18 protein-coding genes and 1 tRNA gene are annotated in these 15,389 nt (G+C 63.2%); 9 read left to right on the forward strand and 10 right to left on the reverse strand.

The window, feature by feature from the left end; genetic code table 11:
* Positions 1-110: 110 nt before the first annotated feature.
* The 10 genes from OX89_RS15465 to OX89_RS15510 form a co-directional block, all read right to left on the reverse strand.
* A complete protein-coding gene (locus tag OX89_RS15465) occupies positions 111-551 on the reverse strand; it encodes a single-stranded DNA-binding protein (protein ID WP_003290176.1) in 441 nt (146 codons plus the stop codon).
* 73 nt (positions 552-624) lie between these two features.
* Complete coding sequence (locus OX89_RS15470; protein WP_003290173.1) at positions 625-1,152, reverse strand: DUF3158 family protein; 528 nt, start codon at positions 1,150-1,152, stop codon at positions 625-627.
* Positions 1,149-1,928, reverse strand: coding sequence for a PFL_4669 family integrating conjugative element protein (locus tag OX89_RS15475; RefSeq protein ID WP_003290171.1), 780 nt, complete (start codon positions 1,926-1,928; stop codon positions 1,149-1,151). The genes OX89_RS15470 and OX89_RS15475 overlap by 4 nt, the downstream gene beginning before the upstream one ends.
* 331 nt (positions 1,929-2,259) lie before the next feature.
* Positions 2,260-3,504 carry an STY4528 family pathogenicity island replication protein gene (locus OX89_RS15480; protein WP_047351294.1) on the reverse strand — a complete coding sequence of 415 codons (1,245 nt, stop codon included), beginning with the start codon at positions 3,502-3,504 and terminating at the stop codon, positions 2,260-2,262.
* A 3-nt stretch (positions 3,505-3,507) separates the two neighbouring features.
* Positions 3,508-4,068, reverse strand: coding sequence for a DUF2857 domain-containing protein (locus OX89_RS15485; RefSeq protein ID WP_003460285.1), 561 nt, complete (start codon positions 4,066-4,068; stop codon positions 3,508-3,510).
* Positions 4,069-4,083: 15 nt separating this feature from the next.
* On the reverse strand, positions 4,084-5,736 hold the full coding sequence (locus OX89_RS15490) for a ParB family protein (RefSeq protein WP_047351295.1): 1,653 nt from the start codon (positions 5,734-5,736) through the stop codon (positions 4,084-4,086).
* Positions 5,729-5,986 (reverse strand): hypothetical protein, encoded by a 258-nt coding sequence (locus OX89_RS15495; RefSeq protein ID WP_003460282.1) that lies wholly within the window; start codon positions 5,984-5,986, stop codon positions 5,729-5,731. Before OX89_RS15495 ends, OX89_RS15490 begins: the two co-directional genes overlap by 8 nt.
* Positions 5,970-6,845 (reverse strand): ParA family protein, encoded by an 876-nt coding sequence (locus OX89_RS15500; RefSeq protein ID WP_003460280.1) that lies wholly within the window; start codon positions 6,843-6,845, stop codon positions 5,970-5,972. The genes OX89_RS15495 and OX89_RS15500 overlap by 17 nt, the downstream gene beginning before the upstream one ends.
* 43 nt (positions 6,846-6,888) lie before the next feature.
* The gene (locus OX89_RS15505; RefSeq protein WP_003460278.1) at positions 6,889-7,101 is read right to left on the reverse strand and encodes an AlpA family transcriptional regulator; all 213 of its coding nucleotides are present in this window, start codon (positions 7,099-7,101) and stop codon (positions 6,889-6,891) included.
* 119 nt (positions 7,102-7,220) lie between these two features.
* Positions 7,221-7,976, reverse strand: coding sequence for a hypothetical protein (locus OX89_RS15510; protein WP_003460276.1), 756 nt, complete (start codon positions 7,974-7,976; stop codon positions 7,221-7,223).
* Between the two features lie 585 nt (positions 7,977-8,561).
* On the opposite strand from OX89_RS15510, the gene OX89_RS15515 reads away from it, so the two are divergent.
* The 9 genes from OX89_RS15515 (at position 8,562) to uvrC (ending at position 15,296) form a co-directional block, all read left to right on the forward strand.
* Entirely contained in the window at positions 8,562-8,906 is a 345-nt protein-coding gene (locus OX89_RS15515) for a helix-turn-helix transcriptional regulator (protein ID WP_039964609.1), read from the forward strand.
* On the forward strand, positions 8,903-9,367 hold the full coding sequence (locus OX89_RS15520) for an ArsI/CadI family heavy metal resistance metalloenzyme (RefSeq protein WP_003460271.1): 465 nt from the start codon (positions 8,903-8,905) through the stop codon (positions 9,365-9,367). Before OX89_RS15515 ends, OX89_RS15520 begins: the two co-directional genes overlap by 4 nt.
* 12 nt (positions 9,368-9,379) lie before the next feature.
* A complete protein-coding gene (locus OX89_RS15525) occupies positions 9,380-9,877 on the forward strand; it encodes an arsenate reductase ArsC (RefSeq protein ID WP_003460269.1) in 498 nt (165 codons plus the stop codon).
* A 10-nt stretch (positions 9,878-9,887) separates the two neighbouring features.
* Positions 9,888-10,973 (forward strand): ACR3 family arsenite efflux transporter, encoded by a 1,086-nt coding sequence (gene arsB / locus OX89_RS15530; protein ID WP_003460268.1) that lies wholly within the window; start codon positions 9,888-9,890, stop codon positions 10,971-10,973.
* Positions 10,974-10,989: 16 nt separating this feature from the next.
* Entirely contained in the window at positions 10,990-11,412 is a 423-nt protein-coding gene (gene arsC, locus OX89_RS15535) for an arsenate reductase (glutaredoxin) (RefSeq protein WP_003460267.1), read from the forward strand.
* Positions 11,405-12,127 (forward strand): arsenical resistance protein ArsH, encoded by a 723-nt coding sequence (arsH, locus tag OX89_RS15540; protein ID WP_003460266.1) that lies wholly within the window; start codon positions 11,405-11,407, stop codon positions 12,125-12,127. The genes arsC and arsH overlap by 8 nt, the downstream gene beginning before the upstream one ends.
* 370 nt (positions 12,128-12,497) lie before the next feature.
* A tRNA-Leu gene (locus OX89_RS15545) sits at positions 12,498-12,589 on the forward strand.
* Positions 12,590-12,601: 12 nt separating this feature from the next.
* On the forward strand, positions 12,602-13,222 hold the full coding sequence (locus tag OX89_RS15550; RefSeq protein WP_041836029.1) for a DUF6806 family protein: 621 nt from the start codon (positions 12,602-12,604) through the stop codon (positions 13,220-13,222).
* A 100-nt stretch (positions 13,223-13,322) separates the two neighbouring features.
* On the forward strand, positions 13,323-15,296 hold the full coding sequence (gene uvrC / locus OX89_RS15555; protein WP_047351296.1) for an excinuclease ABC subunit UvrC: 1,974 nt from the start codon (positions 13,323-13,325) through the stop codon (positions 15,294-15,296).
* Positions 15,297-15,389: the final 93 nt, after the last annotated feature.

Below are 15,389 nucleotides of genomic sequence, written 5' to 3' on the forward strand. Positions count from 1 at the left end.
TTCGCGGGAACGCGTGGAAGTCGGTGGACGTTGATGGAGCTATCCCCTGGGGATAGCTCGCGGCGCATGGAGGGCGGCGAAGCACTGCGGCAGCCGCCCTCCATGCCGGGTCACTTCCGGCGCTTCGTCTCTTTCGGCGCCGTCGATTCCTGGGTGGCCTGGGGCTTCGGCTCTGCCTCCTGTGGCTTCGGACTGAGGGCCACGGACTCGATGCGGTACGGCAGGATGCCGACACTGCGCGCGTTGACCTGCCAAGTCTCGCGCGGCTGATCTTCGTTGTCCGTCCAGGGGTCGCGCTCCATGCGGCCGACGACCAGCACCCGCATGCCCTTCTGGTAGAGCTGCTGCCAGCGGTCGGCGTCGTGGTGCCAGATTTCCACCGGCGCCCAGAAGCCGCCGCGGTCCTCGAACTCGCCGCCTTTGGTGGGGATGGGGTTGTCGAAGTACACGTTCAGCCGGAGCAAGCGGCGAGGATCGTCGTTGCCATTGGGGAATTCGCGGTACTCAGGAGGCGATCCGATGTTGCCCTCGCCGATGAAATGGGTGCTCATGTTGCAATCTCCGTGGTGGTTGAAATACCCGTGCCTCGTTGGGCTCGGGCGCGTGCTCGGATGGCTGGCGCAATCACCGATCGCGCACTGCGGCAGGGACGGATGCAAGCCGGCGCAGGTAGGTGTTGTCCGCCTGCGCGGCCTTGCTGGCGCATTCCTGTGCTTGCCTGCCCAGGGTGTGCAGCAGGCTGATCTGCATGTTCAACGTGATGCGCTGCAACTCGATCGCGTGCAGATCCGCCAGCAGGTTGACCGGTGTGCTGGTGCTCACCATCAGCTCCTGCCACAGGGCCACGCCCATGGCCGATCGATCGTGCTTGCGCCAGCGAAGAAAGGCTGTGCCTGCGCCAGTGGTCTGCTGGGCCAGCTCGACGGGAAGCAGGTGGAAGGGATGCCCGCACGCCTGTGGCAGCACCTGTCGCTGCGCCAGGGCAATCAACTCGTCGCGCATGGCGAAGCACTGGCTGGCCCAGGCCTCGAAGTCCCCCTTACCTTTAAAAGGCTTTAAAAGGCCTTTTAGAGAGGCCGCGTGTTCCAGCCGCATGAAGGCTGGCTGTTCCAGACCACGGAAGTAGCGAGGTTCGCGGTTCGGGTCGCTCATGCCTGTTTGTCCTCGCCGGTGCTGGCCTCGGCTGGATCGGCGGTAGTGCCTTCGTCGCTGGGAGGTGCGGCTGCGGCAGCGCTATCACTGCGCTGTTGCAGACCGCGGCGCACGACGGGCGGCGCAAACTTCGAGCGGCGAGCGCCTTCGAGCACGTCCTGCGGCAGGTTGCCGAACTTCTCCAGCGCCGCCCGCGCTGCGGCGTTCTTGGCCGCGAAGTCGTCGCGGGTGCATCCCGAGTAGCGGTACTGCTGCGCCAGGCTGAACAGGCTGCGCAGCGTGTGGGCACCTTCGTTGAGCCAGCGCTCCAATGTCGAGCGATCGATCAGTGCGGTGTGATGGGCGAGGATCAGCTTGCGGGCGATGTCGTCATAGTCGGCCAGGAGATAGACCGCGGCAAAGCCAAGCTGCGCGTTCACGAACAAGGGGAGCTTCACCGGTTGCACGTTGAGGTTCTCGCCCAGGCTCAACGCCGCAGGCACGCCCGCCAGAGCTTGGTCAACCTGCTCGCGCAGCGATTGCAGCGTGGTCTTGGTCTGGTCGAGCTTTTCCTCGATGCGCAACATCCACCAGTCGCTGTACGGGTCGTCCTGTTCCGAGCCGCGCTTCATCTTGTTCATCACGGCGATGTAGCCGTTCAGGCCGACGATGCCGGGTCGCCCCTCGGCGGCGGCGCGGCCATGCCAGATGCGCGAGGCGTGGTGGGTGTGAAGCGTCAGCGACATCGCGCTGCGCAAAGAGCCGAGATTGAGTTGCAGGGGTTCGTTGGTTGCCATGGTGTCCGCTCGCTTGGGAAAAGGAGCGGTCAGGATCGGCACGCAGCGGAAGGCAGTCAGTCAACAAACCGAAATGAACCGGTCCCCGGTTGTCGTGGCAGTGGCGGCCCGTATCGCGAGCTATCCCCAGGGGATAGCTCCATCAACCGCCATGGAGCGCTGCTCGCGCAGAGGGCGCGGGTCGCTCATGAAACCGACGCCATTACGGCCCCGTGGACGGAAGTGCCATGCCGCGCCTGTCGGCGTTACAGCTTGTAGTACATCTATCCCCTGGGGATAGCTCTATTGACGGCCACGGGCGTCTGTTTCACGGCCTTGTCGCCCGTAGCGCTCAGCTTTTGCGCAGAAGATCGCGCAGCCGGTCGATGTGCTGCCGGGCCACCTCGGGAGGAACCACATTGCGTGGTGGCTCAGGCGATGTATCTCGTGCAGGGGCAGGTGGCGGTGTTGACCCGGCCTGCTTGGCCCATGCGTTGAACTCGCCACGGATGGCGCGTTGGATGATGCCGAACAGGTAGCCTGCCGGGTTGCGGATGATGCTGCCACGACAGCGATCCGCCCATTCGTCCAGCACGGCCTGGCGTAGCGGGGCATCGACCTGCTGCAATGCCACCATGGCGCCGGCCTGCTGTTCATCTTTCAAGCCGAGAAAGCGATCAGGCAGACGAACTCCCGGCATCGCGCGCACCTGCCCACGCTCACGCGCGGTAGTACGTACTTCATTAATACGACTACTACGTACAGTACGGTCCTGCTTCGGATTCCGAAGAGCGCCGTCTGCTGCGTGTTTCGGCCCTGCTTCGGAATCCGAAGAGGGCCGATCAGAATTCCGAAGAAGGCTCGGCGCCCCTTCTTCGGAATCGTGAACCGTGTCCTCCTGTGGATAACTCTCTTGCGTCCCGATGCCCTGGCTGGCGAGGCGTTCGGCAAGGACCTGCAGCCGCGAGGGCAGCGTGCGGCCGGACAGCAACGGGTCTTCGGCGATCTCCTTGAGGGTGTGCAGACCCACGACCTGAACGGCCTTGGCCGAGTGGCCCAGAGCCTGGCTGACGAGCTGCAAGTAGTCTGCGTCGAGCTGCATCGCCTCGAATGGAGTCAAGGGCTCGTCGTGCAGAACATAGAGGTTGCCGAGAATACGGCCGGTCTTGGGGTCGCGTCTGCGCCGCACGAGACTCAACCAGCGTGTCAGGCGCAACAGCGTCAGCGCGCGTGCGACGGTCTCGTGGGAGGCTTGTCCAGCGCAGGGTGTTGATGCGAGCCATGGCCGAAGTTGCTCATATGTCGGAAACGCAGTGACGCCATCCTCGTTGAGCATCATCCGAAACACTTGCCACGCATTGCGCTCCAGCGGTGTCAGGCGTCGGTCGAGAAAGAGCCGCCGCGGCACGCTCTCGTGACGATTGCCGCTGAAAAGGAAACCGTCACCAGATGTTGACCCAGGCGACGGTGCAGATGCAGGTGCGGATGCGGGCGCCCGGGGTTTGGGCGCAAGGTCTTTCAGCGCGCTGTCGAACAGATCAGCGAGGGCGACGGGGCCATGGCGTGATGCTCGTGGTGCTGAGTCATCCACGGCCATAACTCAACCCAATCCTTGATCGATCCAGCCTTTGATCGCAGCCCAGACCACCGACAGCGGCAGTTCCATGCCTTCGGCGAGGTCCATTGCCGCATCAAGGACCGAGGTTTCGTCCTCCAGATCGACATTCCTGCTGTTGGTCACGGCCTTCCAGCGCCGCCACAGTTCCGTGTCCTGCTCCTCGTCCAGAACCGGATGGCGCCCCTTGCGTTTGGGCAGACCGAGAACTTCGCGTCGTAGCGCGACTTCCTGATGCGTAAGCCCGTAGAAGCGACTCACCATTTCCGTACTGGCGCCCAGGCGCAGCATGCGATCGACGGTGGCGATCTCCTTCTCCACGTCCTGCGCCTGCTTGAGCAAGCGTCGGAGCACTTCGCGGTTCACGGAGACAGAGCACCAGGAGACGTTGGCATTGGCCAATACGCTGATCAGCGCTGGATGCTTGAGCGCATCCAACTCTTCCTCCCCGAACCCCATCGCCTTGCATCGACGCAATTGGCCGTTGCGCAGGTCGTAGAGCGCCTGGGCGAGGACGGCCTGATTGAGTGGGTTCGGTGCGGACATGCTGGCATCCCTCGCTCAGGTCCCAGAACCGACAGCGCCGGCTTCCAGGTCCAGTAGGCGTCGGGCCAACCGCAGCAGTCGGAACAGCTTGACCAGCGCGGTGTCGCTCAATCGCAAGGCCGCATCGTCCTGGCCGTGCAGCAGTGCCGGCAGGTCGGTGACGATTTGCCCGCTGTCCAAGCCGACGTCGGCCGGCGGCTGACCGGCCAGAGAAACCAGCAGCGCGAGCACGGCGCGTCCCAGGGGCGACGAAGGCCGGGCCTGGGCGCGGCACGCGAACCCGATGCCATCGGGACGATCCGCGACGTACTCGTCCAGCTCGGCCTCGCCTGCGATCTCGCGCGCGAACTGCGCGATGTGGATGCGTAGCCGATCGGGCGTATCCAGTCCAGGGTCGATATACCAGATGTCCGAGATGGGATAGAGGCCACCGGCCTGCACTGGAATCGACTGCAACACGTTGGCTGAGAAATCGGGCGGTAGCGCATCGCCTAACTGATCGGCGACCATGCGCTGGATGGACTGGAGCCGCTCCGTCGTTGGTGCCGGGGAGATGATGTGCTCCTGAAGCAAATCGCCGACCCCTGCCGTAGGGCTAGCCGCGGAGGCCTCCCTCGGGGCCGTGTCGTCCTCGCGCCGCGTGGGCGCGGCCGCTGCATGGCCTGGACGTGGTGCAGGCGTGATAGTGGATGGTGCTGATTCAACCGGCGGTCGCGCGATGGCCCCAGGCTCAGGCAATGCGGGCGGCGCTGATGGCGGCGTCGGGTCGCTGACCAACGCACGGTGACGGCTCTCCGATTCGGTCAGGTCCAACGCCAGTACGTCGTAGTCGATGCCCAGCAATTCGGACATCTGGCCGATCAGCTCGTCTTGCACTCGCTGGGGCGAAAACTCGTCAGCCTGCGTGTCGAATTGCGACAGCACTTCCTGAAAGAAGCCGTCGAAATCCAGAGGAAGAGAGCGGCCTTTGGCGTACTGCTCCCAGGTGCGTTCACAGGCCTTGCGCATGACCGATAGCCGCTCGACCTGGTGGCGGCCCAATCCGCCATAGAGCACGGTCGGGATCGCGGGCAGCAGATAGCGGACCGCATCGACCATGCGGCTGATGTGCGACTGCTGTACCGGGTAGCCATCGGCGGCCAGGCGGCGAGCCAGTTCGGACTGGCTCAGCGTGGCGCCGCTTTCCTCTTCGTAGAACTCACGCGCTTTCTCGACGCCGAGGGCTCGCTCGATGAACGTCAGCCCGCCGCGTAGCTCGTTCTCCGCAAGGTGCCCGGTCAATGCGACGATCTCGCCACGTGCGGGCCAGGGGCGGAACAAGCACGATATGCGGAAGAATCGCTCGTCCTTGGTCTCCGACCAGAGTTCACGCAGGATCGCCAGCCGCGTGTTGCCGCCGTTGCGGATGATGTAGTGATCTTCGCCTGGACGGCGCGTGATGGCCGGCGCCGCATCCAGGCCGCGTTCACGGATGGATGCCTTGATTTCCTCGTAGGCGGAATTGCGCTTCTTGCGTGGATCGTGATCGTAGGGACGCAACTGGTCTAACGTCACGACCATCGGCGTGTCGACAATCGGGTCGCTCAAGGCGGTGGCGGATGGACCGCTACGTTCGAACCCGGCGGCAAGCAGCTTGCCAGCCATGTCCTGGGACCTCATATCAGCCATGGCCGCATTCCTTTACGCTCGCGGCCTGGGCTTGGGCCTGGCGCTCGGCACGGCGGATCTGCGCGCGGGCGTTGAGGGTCGCCCGGTGGTCGCTCGCGGTCGAGCTGGTGTAGATCGCGGCGCAGCCGACCTTGGTGAACTTGAGGTGTCCACCCGGTGTGCGCTTGACGTGCCAGCCTTCGCTGATCGCAAATTCGATCAGGACGCGTAGCCGCTTATGGCCGCGGGCCAGTTCATGTGCGCTTGCCATGCTGCCTCCCAGTCTCAGAAGGACGCTGCGGGCGGCCGGACACGAAGGCCAATTGATCCTGCCATTGCGGGAACAACTCGCTGGCAAGGGCGCGCATGGTGTCGAGCGCGGCTGGCGCGACTCTGCCCGGTGGCTGTCGGTACTCGACGCGATGCACCGGCAGGCCGCGGGTCGCAGCGCGCGGATAGGCTTCGATAGCCGGCACGTCAGTACCCAGCACACGGATGCCGGCATGCTCCTGGAACAGGTCGCGCAGGGCCTGCTGGATCAGCCGCGCGTTGGCGGACACGGGGTGGACGCGGTTGATGAGCAGGTGCAGCGGCGGCGGTTCGATGCCGAGGTGTCGGTACGGCGCGATGTCCTCCAGCAACTGCATGGTGCCGCGCCGCAACTCGCGGGCCGCGAGGATTTCCGGGGTCACGGGCGACAGCGCAAGATCGGAGGCGAGCACGGCCATCTCCAGCAAGACGCTGCGCGCGCCCTGGGTGTCGATCAACAGCAGGTCATAGAGAGGCGCCAGCACCGGCAACAGATGGCGTAACCGCAGGCGCCCGTCCGGCGCATGCAGCAGCAAGGTGTTCAGTTCGCCTCGGTGGTCGTTGGAGAGCACCAGGTCCAGGCCCGCGATGCTCGTGCGGGACACGAGCCGGTCGAGATCGCGCTCGTTGAAGGCCAGCAGCTCGTAGATGCCACCGGGCGCGCGGTGGGCCAGTTCGTAATAGGACGACAACGTGGGCTGCACGTCGAGGTCGAGCAGCAGTACGCGCAAGCCCGCGTCGGCGGCAAGACCGCCGAGGTTGGCTGCGGTGGTCGTTTTGCCGACGCCGCCCTTGGTCGAGATGATGGATACCACCTGCATGGCGCTCTCCGTCTAGGGATAGGGAATTCCGAGGGAGAGCCGCTCAGGTGCGATTGTTGAGGCGTTCGGCGATCCATTGGTCGATCTCGACCGAATCCCAGCCCACTGCACGCACGCCCAGACGCAGCGCCTGGGGGAACTTGCCGGCACGCATCAGGTTGTAGATGTGGGCACGCTTGAAGCCGGACTTGGCCTCGACTTCATCGAGACGCAAGATGCGGCGCTCGTTGGGCGGTAGTACAGGTATCTGCGACATGGCGGTCACTCCTGAACGCTCAGTGGCGTTTGTTGGCGTGACACCTATTCAAATGTCGACTTCTGTCTCAGGCCACCGTAAATGCGGTTTCCGTGACCGCAGATTCGGGCTTGCAAATCTCAGGAAACGGCGGCCCGCAGCTTGCGGCGGGCTTGTGCAAACTTGGCTTGCAGCGTGCGATCGGTAATGCCCATGAGTTCGCCGTGATGCGCGATCATCGCGGTAGCGATAGCTTCTTGGCTATTGAAACTGGAATACGGTGTGCCCGACGGGGATTGGCCGAGCATCAGTTCCAGCATGGTGCCGATGATGTGGAGGTAGGTGGCCTCGGCCCGGTCGCTGATGGGGCATTGCGCGCAGGCGGGAATGACCGTGGACTGCTTGAGTAGCGCGTCGTGCTGTTCTTGCAGCTCGCGCATTTGGCGCTTGCACTGCTCCAGAGCGGATTTAAGGGCCAATCGCTCGACCAGCATGGCTTGGCCGGTCTCCAGGGAGATGACGGGATGGGCGATGCGTTCGCTGCGAGAGAAGAGAAAGCCGGGCCGCTGCTCGGGGTAGTGCTGGCGCATCCAGCGCTTCAGATCGACGTGGCGAACCGTCAGATCAAGGGACTCGATCAGTGCGGTATCGCGTGTTGTGATGCCGTTCTGCCCGAAGGGCAGTTCCCCATTGAGGATGCCGTCGTAGATTCGGTCGGTGTATAGCCGCAGTTCGCCCCAGCGCGGGCAATCCAACGACTGTGGCAGATTCCTTGGCGATAAAACCGAGGCCAGGATCACCTGCTCGTATCGCAGCAGCCCAGCCCAGCGGATGGACGCTTCGATCGGGCGGTAGAACACCTTTGATGTTGGTGCATCATTCTTGTTCTCGTGCATGCTCCGTCTCCTTCCAGGAGAAGAACTACATGGCCGACTCCTTTGACGCCGACCCCGTGGTCGGGCAGTTGTCTGTGTAGGAAACGAGCCCCGAGGCCCGGTCCGTCATGGGTGCTTGAGCACTTCTCACCAGTGCGCTTTTACCGGTGGCTGTCATGTGCCCAATGTGCAAAAATTCATCGGCCGCTAGAAGGTCGAGCATCGGGACGTAGGCTCGACAGTGACGCTCACGCTATCAGCGTCGTAATAAGTTGCGGATTCTGCAAACCTGTCTCGGTATGGCCTTATATGCCAGCGGTTTCACAAGGCGCGACGGGGATGGTGGTCGGTGTCCAGGGTCTAGGAAAACGTAGCGAATCCACGCCTGTCATACCCGCCCAGGCATCCTGATATAGCGATAAAGAATCGCGCCCGTCGCCGACGCCGTTGGCTCGAAGCCTGTTTCGCACGTCGATGTGCGCCCTTCGACAAGCCAAATGTGGCCATGTAAACGAGCTTGCGTCAGTTCCGACATTCTCGGAAGCATCCATCGAACCGTTTCATTTTTTGGTGACGATGATTCAATAGATGTTGTATTATCGAATAATGAACGAGACCCAAGCCATATCCGCCCTGAGTGCCCTGGCCCACGCCCAGCGGCTGCGCGTGTTCCGCGCCCTGGTCGTCGCCGGCCCGGAGGGGCTCACCCCCAGCGTCCTGGCCGACCAGCTCGACGTGGCCCGCAACACCTTGTCCTTCCACCTGAAGGAGTTGTCCCATGCTGCCTTGGTCTCGATTGAGCAGCAGGGCCGCAACCTGATCTACCGTGCCGACTTCGCCCACATGAACGGGCTGCTCGGCTACCTGACCGAGCACTGCTGCCAAGGCTGTGTGTGCGAGGCCAACGCCACTTCCCGCACCTGCACCTCTGCTGAAAGGACTCTCCCATGAAGCGCTTCCACGTCCATCTGCACGTCGATGACCTGAACCGCAGCATCGGCTTCTACTCTCAACTGTTCGCCGCCCAGCCCGCGCGCATCGAGGGCGACTACGCCAAGTGGATGCTCGAAGACCCCCCGGTGAACTTCGCCATCTCCACACGCGGCAGCAAGCCCGGCATCGACCACCTGGGCATCCAGACCGACGACGCCGAGGAACTGGCCGCGTTGAAGGCTCGCGCGCAGGCCGCCGACATGGCGCTGCTCGACGAAGGCGCCACGACCTGCTGCTATGCCCGCAGCGAGAAGCACTGGATCACCGACCCGCAAGGCGTGGCCTGGGAACACTTCCACACGCTCGGCAACATTCCCGTGTTCAACGAGGCTCAGCCATCCGCGACCGGCGCGGCCGCGGCGTGCTGCGCGCCCCGCAACGAACGTGCGGCCGCGAAGCCGGCTTCATCCTGCTGCTGATCCGAGGCCCGCATGACCACAGAGACCACGTACAACGCGCTGTTCATCTGCACGGGCAACTCGGCCCGTTCGATCCTCGCCGAAGGCATCCTCAACGAGCTGGGCGCAGGCCGCTTCCGCGCCTACTCGGCGGGCAGCCATCCGAAGGGCGCAGTGCATCCGCTGGCACTCGCCACGCTGGAGCGGCTGCACCTGCCGGCGACCGGCTACCGCAGCAAGAGCTGGGACGAGTTCGTGGTGCCCGGTGCGCCGGTGTTCGACTTCATCTTCACCGTCTGCGACAACGCCGCCGGTGAGGTTTGCCCGGTGTGGCCGGGGCGTCCGATGTCGGCGCACTGGGGCGTGCCCGACCCGGCCGCCGTCGAAGGCACCGAGGAGCAGCAGCGCAAGGCCTTCATGGACGCCGCGCTGACGCTCAAGCGCCGCATCGAGCTGTTCCTGTCCCTGCCGCTGCAGCGTCTCGATGCCATGTCGCTGCAGCACGAGCTGCACAGCATCGGCACGAAGTGAGGCCAGCACGATGAGCGCGACCAGCCAAGTCCTGCGATCGGCGCAGGCGCCAGAGCCCATGAGCGTCTTCGAGCGCTACCTGACGGTGTGGGTGCTGCTGTGCATCGTCGCCGGCATCGCCCTGGGGCAGTTCGCGCCCGGCGTGTTCCAGGCCATCGGTCGCATGGAAGTGGCCCAGGTCAACCTGCCGGTCGGCCTGCTGATCTGGATCATGGTGATCCCGATGCTGCTCAAGGTGGACTTCGGTGCGCTGGGCCAAGTGCGCCAGCACTGGCGCGGCATCGGCGTGACGCTGTTCATCAACTGGGCGGTCAAGCCGTTCTCGATGGCGCTGCTGGCCTGGCTGTTCATCCGCCAGGTCTTTGCCGACTGGCTGCCGGCCGACCAGCTCGACAGCTACGTGGCCGGCCTGATCCTGCTGGCCGCCGCACCCTGCACGGCGATGGTGTTCGTCTGGAGCCGACTGACCGGCGGCGACCCGGTGTTCACGCTGTCGCAGGTGGCGCTCAACGACACCATCATGGTGTTCGCCTTCGCGCCCATCGTCGGGCTACTGCTGGGCCTGTCGGCAATCGCGGTGCCGTGGGACACGCTGCTGACCTCGGTGGTGCTCTACATCGTCATCCCGGTCATCCTTGCGCAGGTGTGGCGCCGCGCACTGCTGCGGCGCGGCCAGGCCGCGTTCGATGCCGCGCTGGCGGGCATCGGCCCGCTGTCCATCGTCGCACTGCTGCTGACGTTGGAGCTGCTGTTCGCCTTCCAGGGCCAAGCCATCCTGCAGCAGCCGCTGGTGATCGCCATGCTGGCGGTGCCGATCCTGATCCAGGTGTTCTTCAACTCCGGCCTGGCCTACTGGCTCAACCGCAAAGTGGGTGAGAAGCACAACATCGCCTGTCCCTCGGCGCTGATCGGCGCGAGCAACTTCTTCGAGTTGGCCGTGGCCGCCGCCATCAGCCTGTTCGGCTTCCATTCCGGCGCGGCGCTGGCCACCGTGGTCGGCGTGCTAATCGAAGTTCCGGTGATGCTGCTGGTCGTGCGCGTGGTCAACCGCTCACGCGGCTGGTACGAACGCGACCCGAACCCTGCCCATAGATAACCTAGGCACTTCCACCATGAGCAACATTACGATCTACCACAACCCCGCTTGCGGCACGTCGCGCAATGTGCTGGCCCTGATCCGCAACAGCGGTGAGGAACCTGCGGTCATCGAGTACTTGAAGACGCCACCCGACCGCGAGACGCTGACCACGCTGATTGCCGCGATGGGCGTTCCCGTGCGCACCGTCCTGCGCAAAAAAGGCACGCCCTACGCGGAACTGAGTCTTGACGACCCGAAGTGGAGCGATGCGCAGTTGATCGGCTTCATGCTCCAGCATCCCATCCTCATCAACCGGCCCATCGTGGTCACGCCGCTGGGCGTACGCCTGTGCCGCCCCTCGGAGAGCGTGCTGGAAATCCTGCCGCAGCCGCAGCGCGGCGCGTTCAGCAAGGAGGACGGCGAAGCCGTCGTGGATACGGAGGGGCGCCGTGTCTGAAGCCTGCTCCGATCTGCCCAACCTCGACGTCGCACTGTTCCAGCCACCCGATGCCGAGCGCCTGCTGGCACCCGAGTGGGCCACGCATGCGCCGCGTTTCCTGTTGCTGTACGGCTCGCTACGCGAACGCTCGTACAGCCGGTTGGCAGCAGAAGAAGCGGCGCGTATCTTGCGCGCGCTCGGCGGCGAGACACGCATGTTCAACCCCTCGGGTCTTCCGCTGGTGGACGATGCCCCGGCCGATCATCCCAAGGTCAAGGAACTGTACGAACTCACGCAGTGGGCCGAAGGCATGGTGTGGTGCTCGCCCGAGCGCCATGGCGCTATGACCGGCCTGATGAAAACCCAGATCGACTGGATTCCGCTGTCGGTCGGCGCGGTGCGCCCGACCCAAGGCAAGACGCTGGCCGTGATGCAGGTTTCGGGCGGCTCGCAGTCCTTCAACGCGGTGAACCAGATGCGCGTGCTGGGCCGCTGGATGCGCATGCTGACCATCCCCAACCAGTCCTCGGTCGCCAAGGCGTGGCAGGAGTTCGATGATGCCGGGCGCATGAAGCCCTCGGCTTACTACGACCGCATTATGGACGTGATGGAGGAACTGATGAAGTTCACGCTGCTCACGCGCGGCGCGGCACCGTACTTGGTGGATCGCTACAGCGAGCGCAGGGAAAGTGCCGAGGAGCTGGCCAAACGCGGGCAGCAGGCGACAGTCTGATGCGGCGCCATCCACCTAATCGAGCCGTTTGCGGCGACCTCGTGGAATGCATCTGTCATTGCTTGACCGCCCGACGGGAAAAGAGGTTCCTGGAGTTCCATGGAAGCGAGTGGATGAATCTGTTGGCGGGGACGAAAAATTAGGCTACAATCTAGGTCTTCGCTGGCCACCTCGGCGAAGAAAGTGTTTGGGAAACAACGACTTACTGCTCTAGTAAACGTCTCGTTTCCCGCTCCAAAATTTGAAAGGGAAGCTACGGCTTCCCTTTTTTATTGGTCGAAGTGCTGGTGCAAGAAGTCGGTTCGTCTGTGGTGTTGCGCAACAATGCCGGCCCCGCTACTCTGTCTTCATCGCTTGCATACCGACCGGCGCCCCGATGGTGAAATTGGTAGACACTGCGGACTTAAAATCCGCCGCTTCCTGAGAAGGGGCGTGCCGGTTCGACCCCGGCTCGGGGCACCATCTGGATTCGCTATGTCACATTACAACGCTCCCTTTGAAATCCACGTCCATGGTCAAGTGCAATTGCGTGCTGATGTGGACTTCAGTCAGCTTCAGGAAGCACTCAAGCCATTGTGGAAGTACGCTGGTGCGCGTTCTCTCGCGGATGGAGCTTCGAGCGCCTATGAGGAGGAGCCGGGCATACAGTTCGATGCCAAGGAGCACATCCTGCAGATGTGCTGGACAGTGCGTGGCGACGAAGACTTCCGCCAGTCTCTGGATGAAATGTGCATGAGTCTCAATGAATTGGCTGAGCAGGGCGCAGCCATCGAGGTGACGTTCTACGATGCCGAGTTCGATGAGGATGAGGCACCCGAGGACGAAGAGGCGCGTGATGATTTCGTGATGCTGTTTGTGGGGCCCACTCCCGCCGCCATCATGCAAGTACAACGTGACCTTCTTGTGCAAGACGTGGTCAATCTGATGGAGCGGCACTTCGACGGCTCCGAGCTCGGTGGCGTTGTCTCAGAGATTGACAAGCTCTTCTCTCAACGTTTTGATGCGCTGGTGAGCTCGCTTGAAATTGGTAAACCGCCAAGAGGTCTGGGTGGCAGCGGGCATGGCGGCGGACGCCGGCCGCGTCACCTTCACTGACGTGCTCGACAAATCTTTGTGTTGAGCACCATGGCGTGAGTTGCAGTGCTCCCCTCGCACGGTATAGAAGAGGCTGTCGACGCGTGCCCACAATAGCGTCATGACCACAACCTATTCGGATGAGCTTCTGGCACAGGTGGCGGCGCTGCCACCTTTGCCCGGGGTGTACCGCTACTTCGATGCACAGAATGTCTTGCTATATGTCGGCAAGGCGCGCAACCTGAAAAAGCGGGTCAGCAGCTACTTCAGCAAGCAGCACGGAGGCACGCGCATTGGCCATATGGTGGGCAGAATTGCGCGGCTGGAAACGACGGTGGTGCGCTCCGAGGCCGAGGCGCTCCTGCTGGAAAACAATCTCATCAAGTCCCTGGGCCCGAAGTACAACATTCTTTTTCGGGACGACAAAAGCTACCCTTATCTCAAGATCACCGGTGTCTCGGCAAAGGACGGTACGGGGGATGCTCCGGGACAGTGCTACCCGCGCATGGCGTATTACCGGGGGGCAGTGGATAAACGTCACCGATACTTCGGTCCTTACCCTGGCGCATGGGCCGTCAAAGAAAGCATTCAGCTACTGCAGAAGGTTTTTCGGTTGCGTACTTGTGAAGATACGGTGTTTGCGAATCGCACGCGTCCCTGCTTGCTGTACCAGATCAAACGCTGCTCCGCTCCGTGTGTGGGTTTGATTTCCCCAACGGCCTATGCAGCAGATGTCCGCAGTGCGGAGGCGCTGCTGCTGGGTGAAACCCAGGAACTGCTTCAAACGCTGGAACAGCGCATGCTCGCGTACGCCGAGAAGCTGGAGTTTGAACAGGCGGCTGAGGTCCGCAACCAGATCACGGCACTCGCACGTGTGTTGCATCAACAAGCGGTGGAGACGGCATCGGACAAGGACGTGGACATACTTGCCGTTAAAGTGGCTGGCGGCCGTGCCTGCGTCAACCTGGCGATGGTGCGCGGTGGCCGGCACCTTGGCGACAGGCCTTACTTTCCGGTTCACGTAGAGGAAGCGACAGGCGTCTTCCAACTGGAAACGCGCGAGGATGCCCCGGATAACCTGATGGTAGAGGAGGCTGGCGGACTCGAGCAGTCGGTGCCGGCGCAGATCCTTGCTGCGTTCATTGCGCAGCACTACCTTGGGGTACCCTTGCCACCGACACTGATCACGAGCGAGCCAGTCGACCCCGCATTGCTTTGGGTGCTGGCACAGCAGACGGGGGTGCGAGCGACAGTCGTCCACCAGCCGCGCGAACAACGGCGAATCTGGCTGGAAATGGCGGAGCAGAACGCACAGATTCAGTTGGCACGGTTGCTGGCGGAGGAGGGTTCCCAGCGGGCGCGCACGCGTGCCCTGGCGGAAGCGCTGGATCTGGAGGCAGAGAGCTTGGATGACCTCACCATCGAGTGTTTCGACATTTCGCACACTGCAGGGGAGGCGACCCAGGCTTCCTGCGTGGTTTTTCATCACCACAAAATGCAAAGTGGCGAGTACCGGCGTTTCAAAATCGAGGGCATTACCCCGGGCGATGACTATGCAGCTATGCGTCAGGTACTCATGCGTCGCTACAGCAAGGTTGCCGAAGCACAGCGTGAGGCAGGGGGAGCGGAGGTGACAAATGCCCCGCGCTTGCCGGACCTGGTGCTGGTGGACGGTGGCAAGGGGCAAGTAAGCATGGCGCGCGATGTGTTCCAGGAACTGGGCCTGGATATCTCACGCATCGTTGGTGTCGAAAAGGGGGAGGGCCGCAAGGTGGGGCTGGAAGAACTGGTCTTTGCGGATGGACGCGACAAAGTCTATCTGGGGCGAGACTCGGCTGCGCTGATGCTCGTGGCGCAGATCCGTGACGAGGCCCACCGCTTCGCCATCACCGGAATGCGCGCCGCTCGTGCAAAAGTACGCGTAGGCGGCAGCCGATTGGAAGATATACCCGGTGTGGGGCCTAAAAAACGGGCAAGGCTGCTTCAGCGCTTTGGCGGCGTGCGCGGCGTGGCAGATGCCAGCGTGGACGACCTCGCCACGGTCGAGGGCATATCTCACGACTTGGCAGAAGAGATCTATCGCGCGCTGCGCTGACCCGGTTGACGGCCCGGGGCATTGCCGCGCGTGCCACAATTGGCACCCAGAGCTTGTCAGAAATTTTGTGTGTGAGGCATAGCATGTCGACAA

Source organism: Diaphorobacter sp. J5-51, from assembly GCF_001023515.1.
Lineage (GTDB): Bacteria > Pseudomonadota > Gammaproteobacteria > Burkholderiales > Burkholderiaceae_C > Diaphorobacter > Diaphorobacter nitroreducens.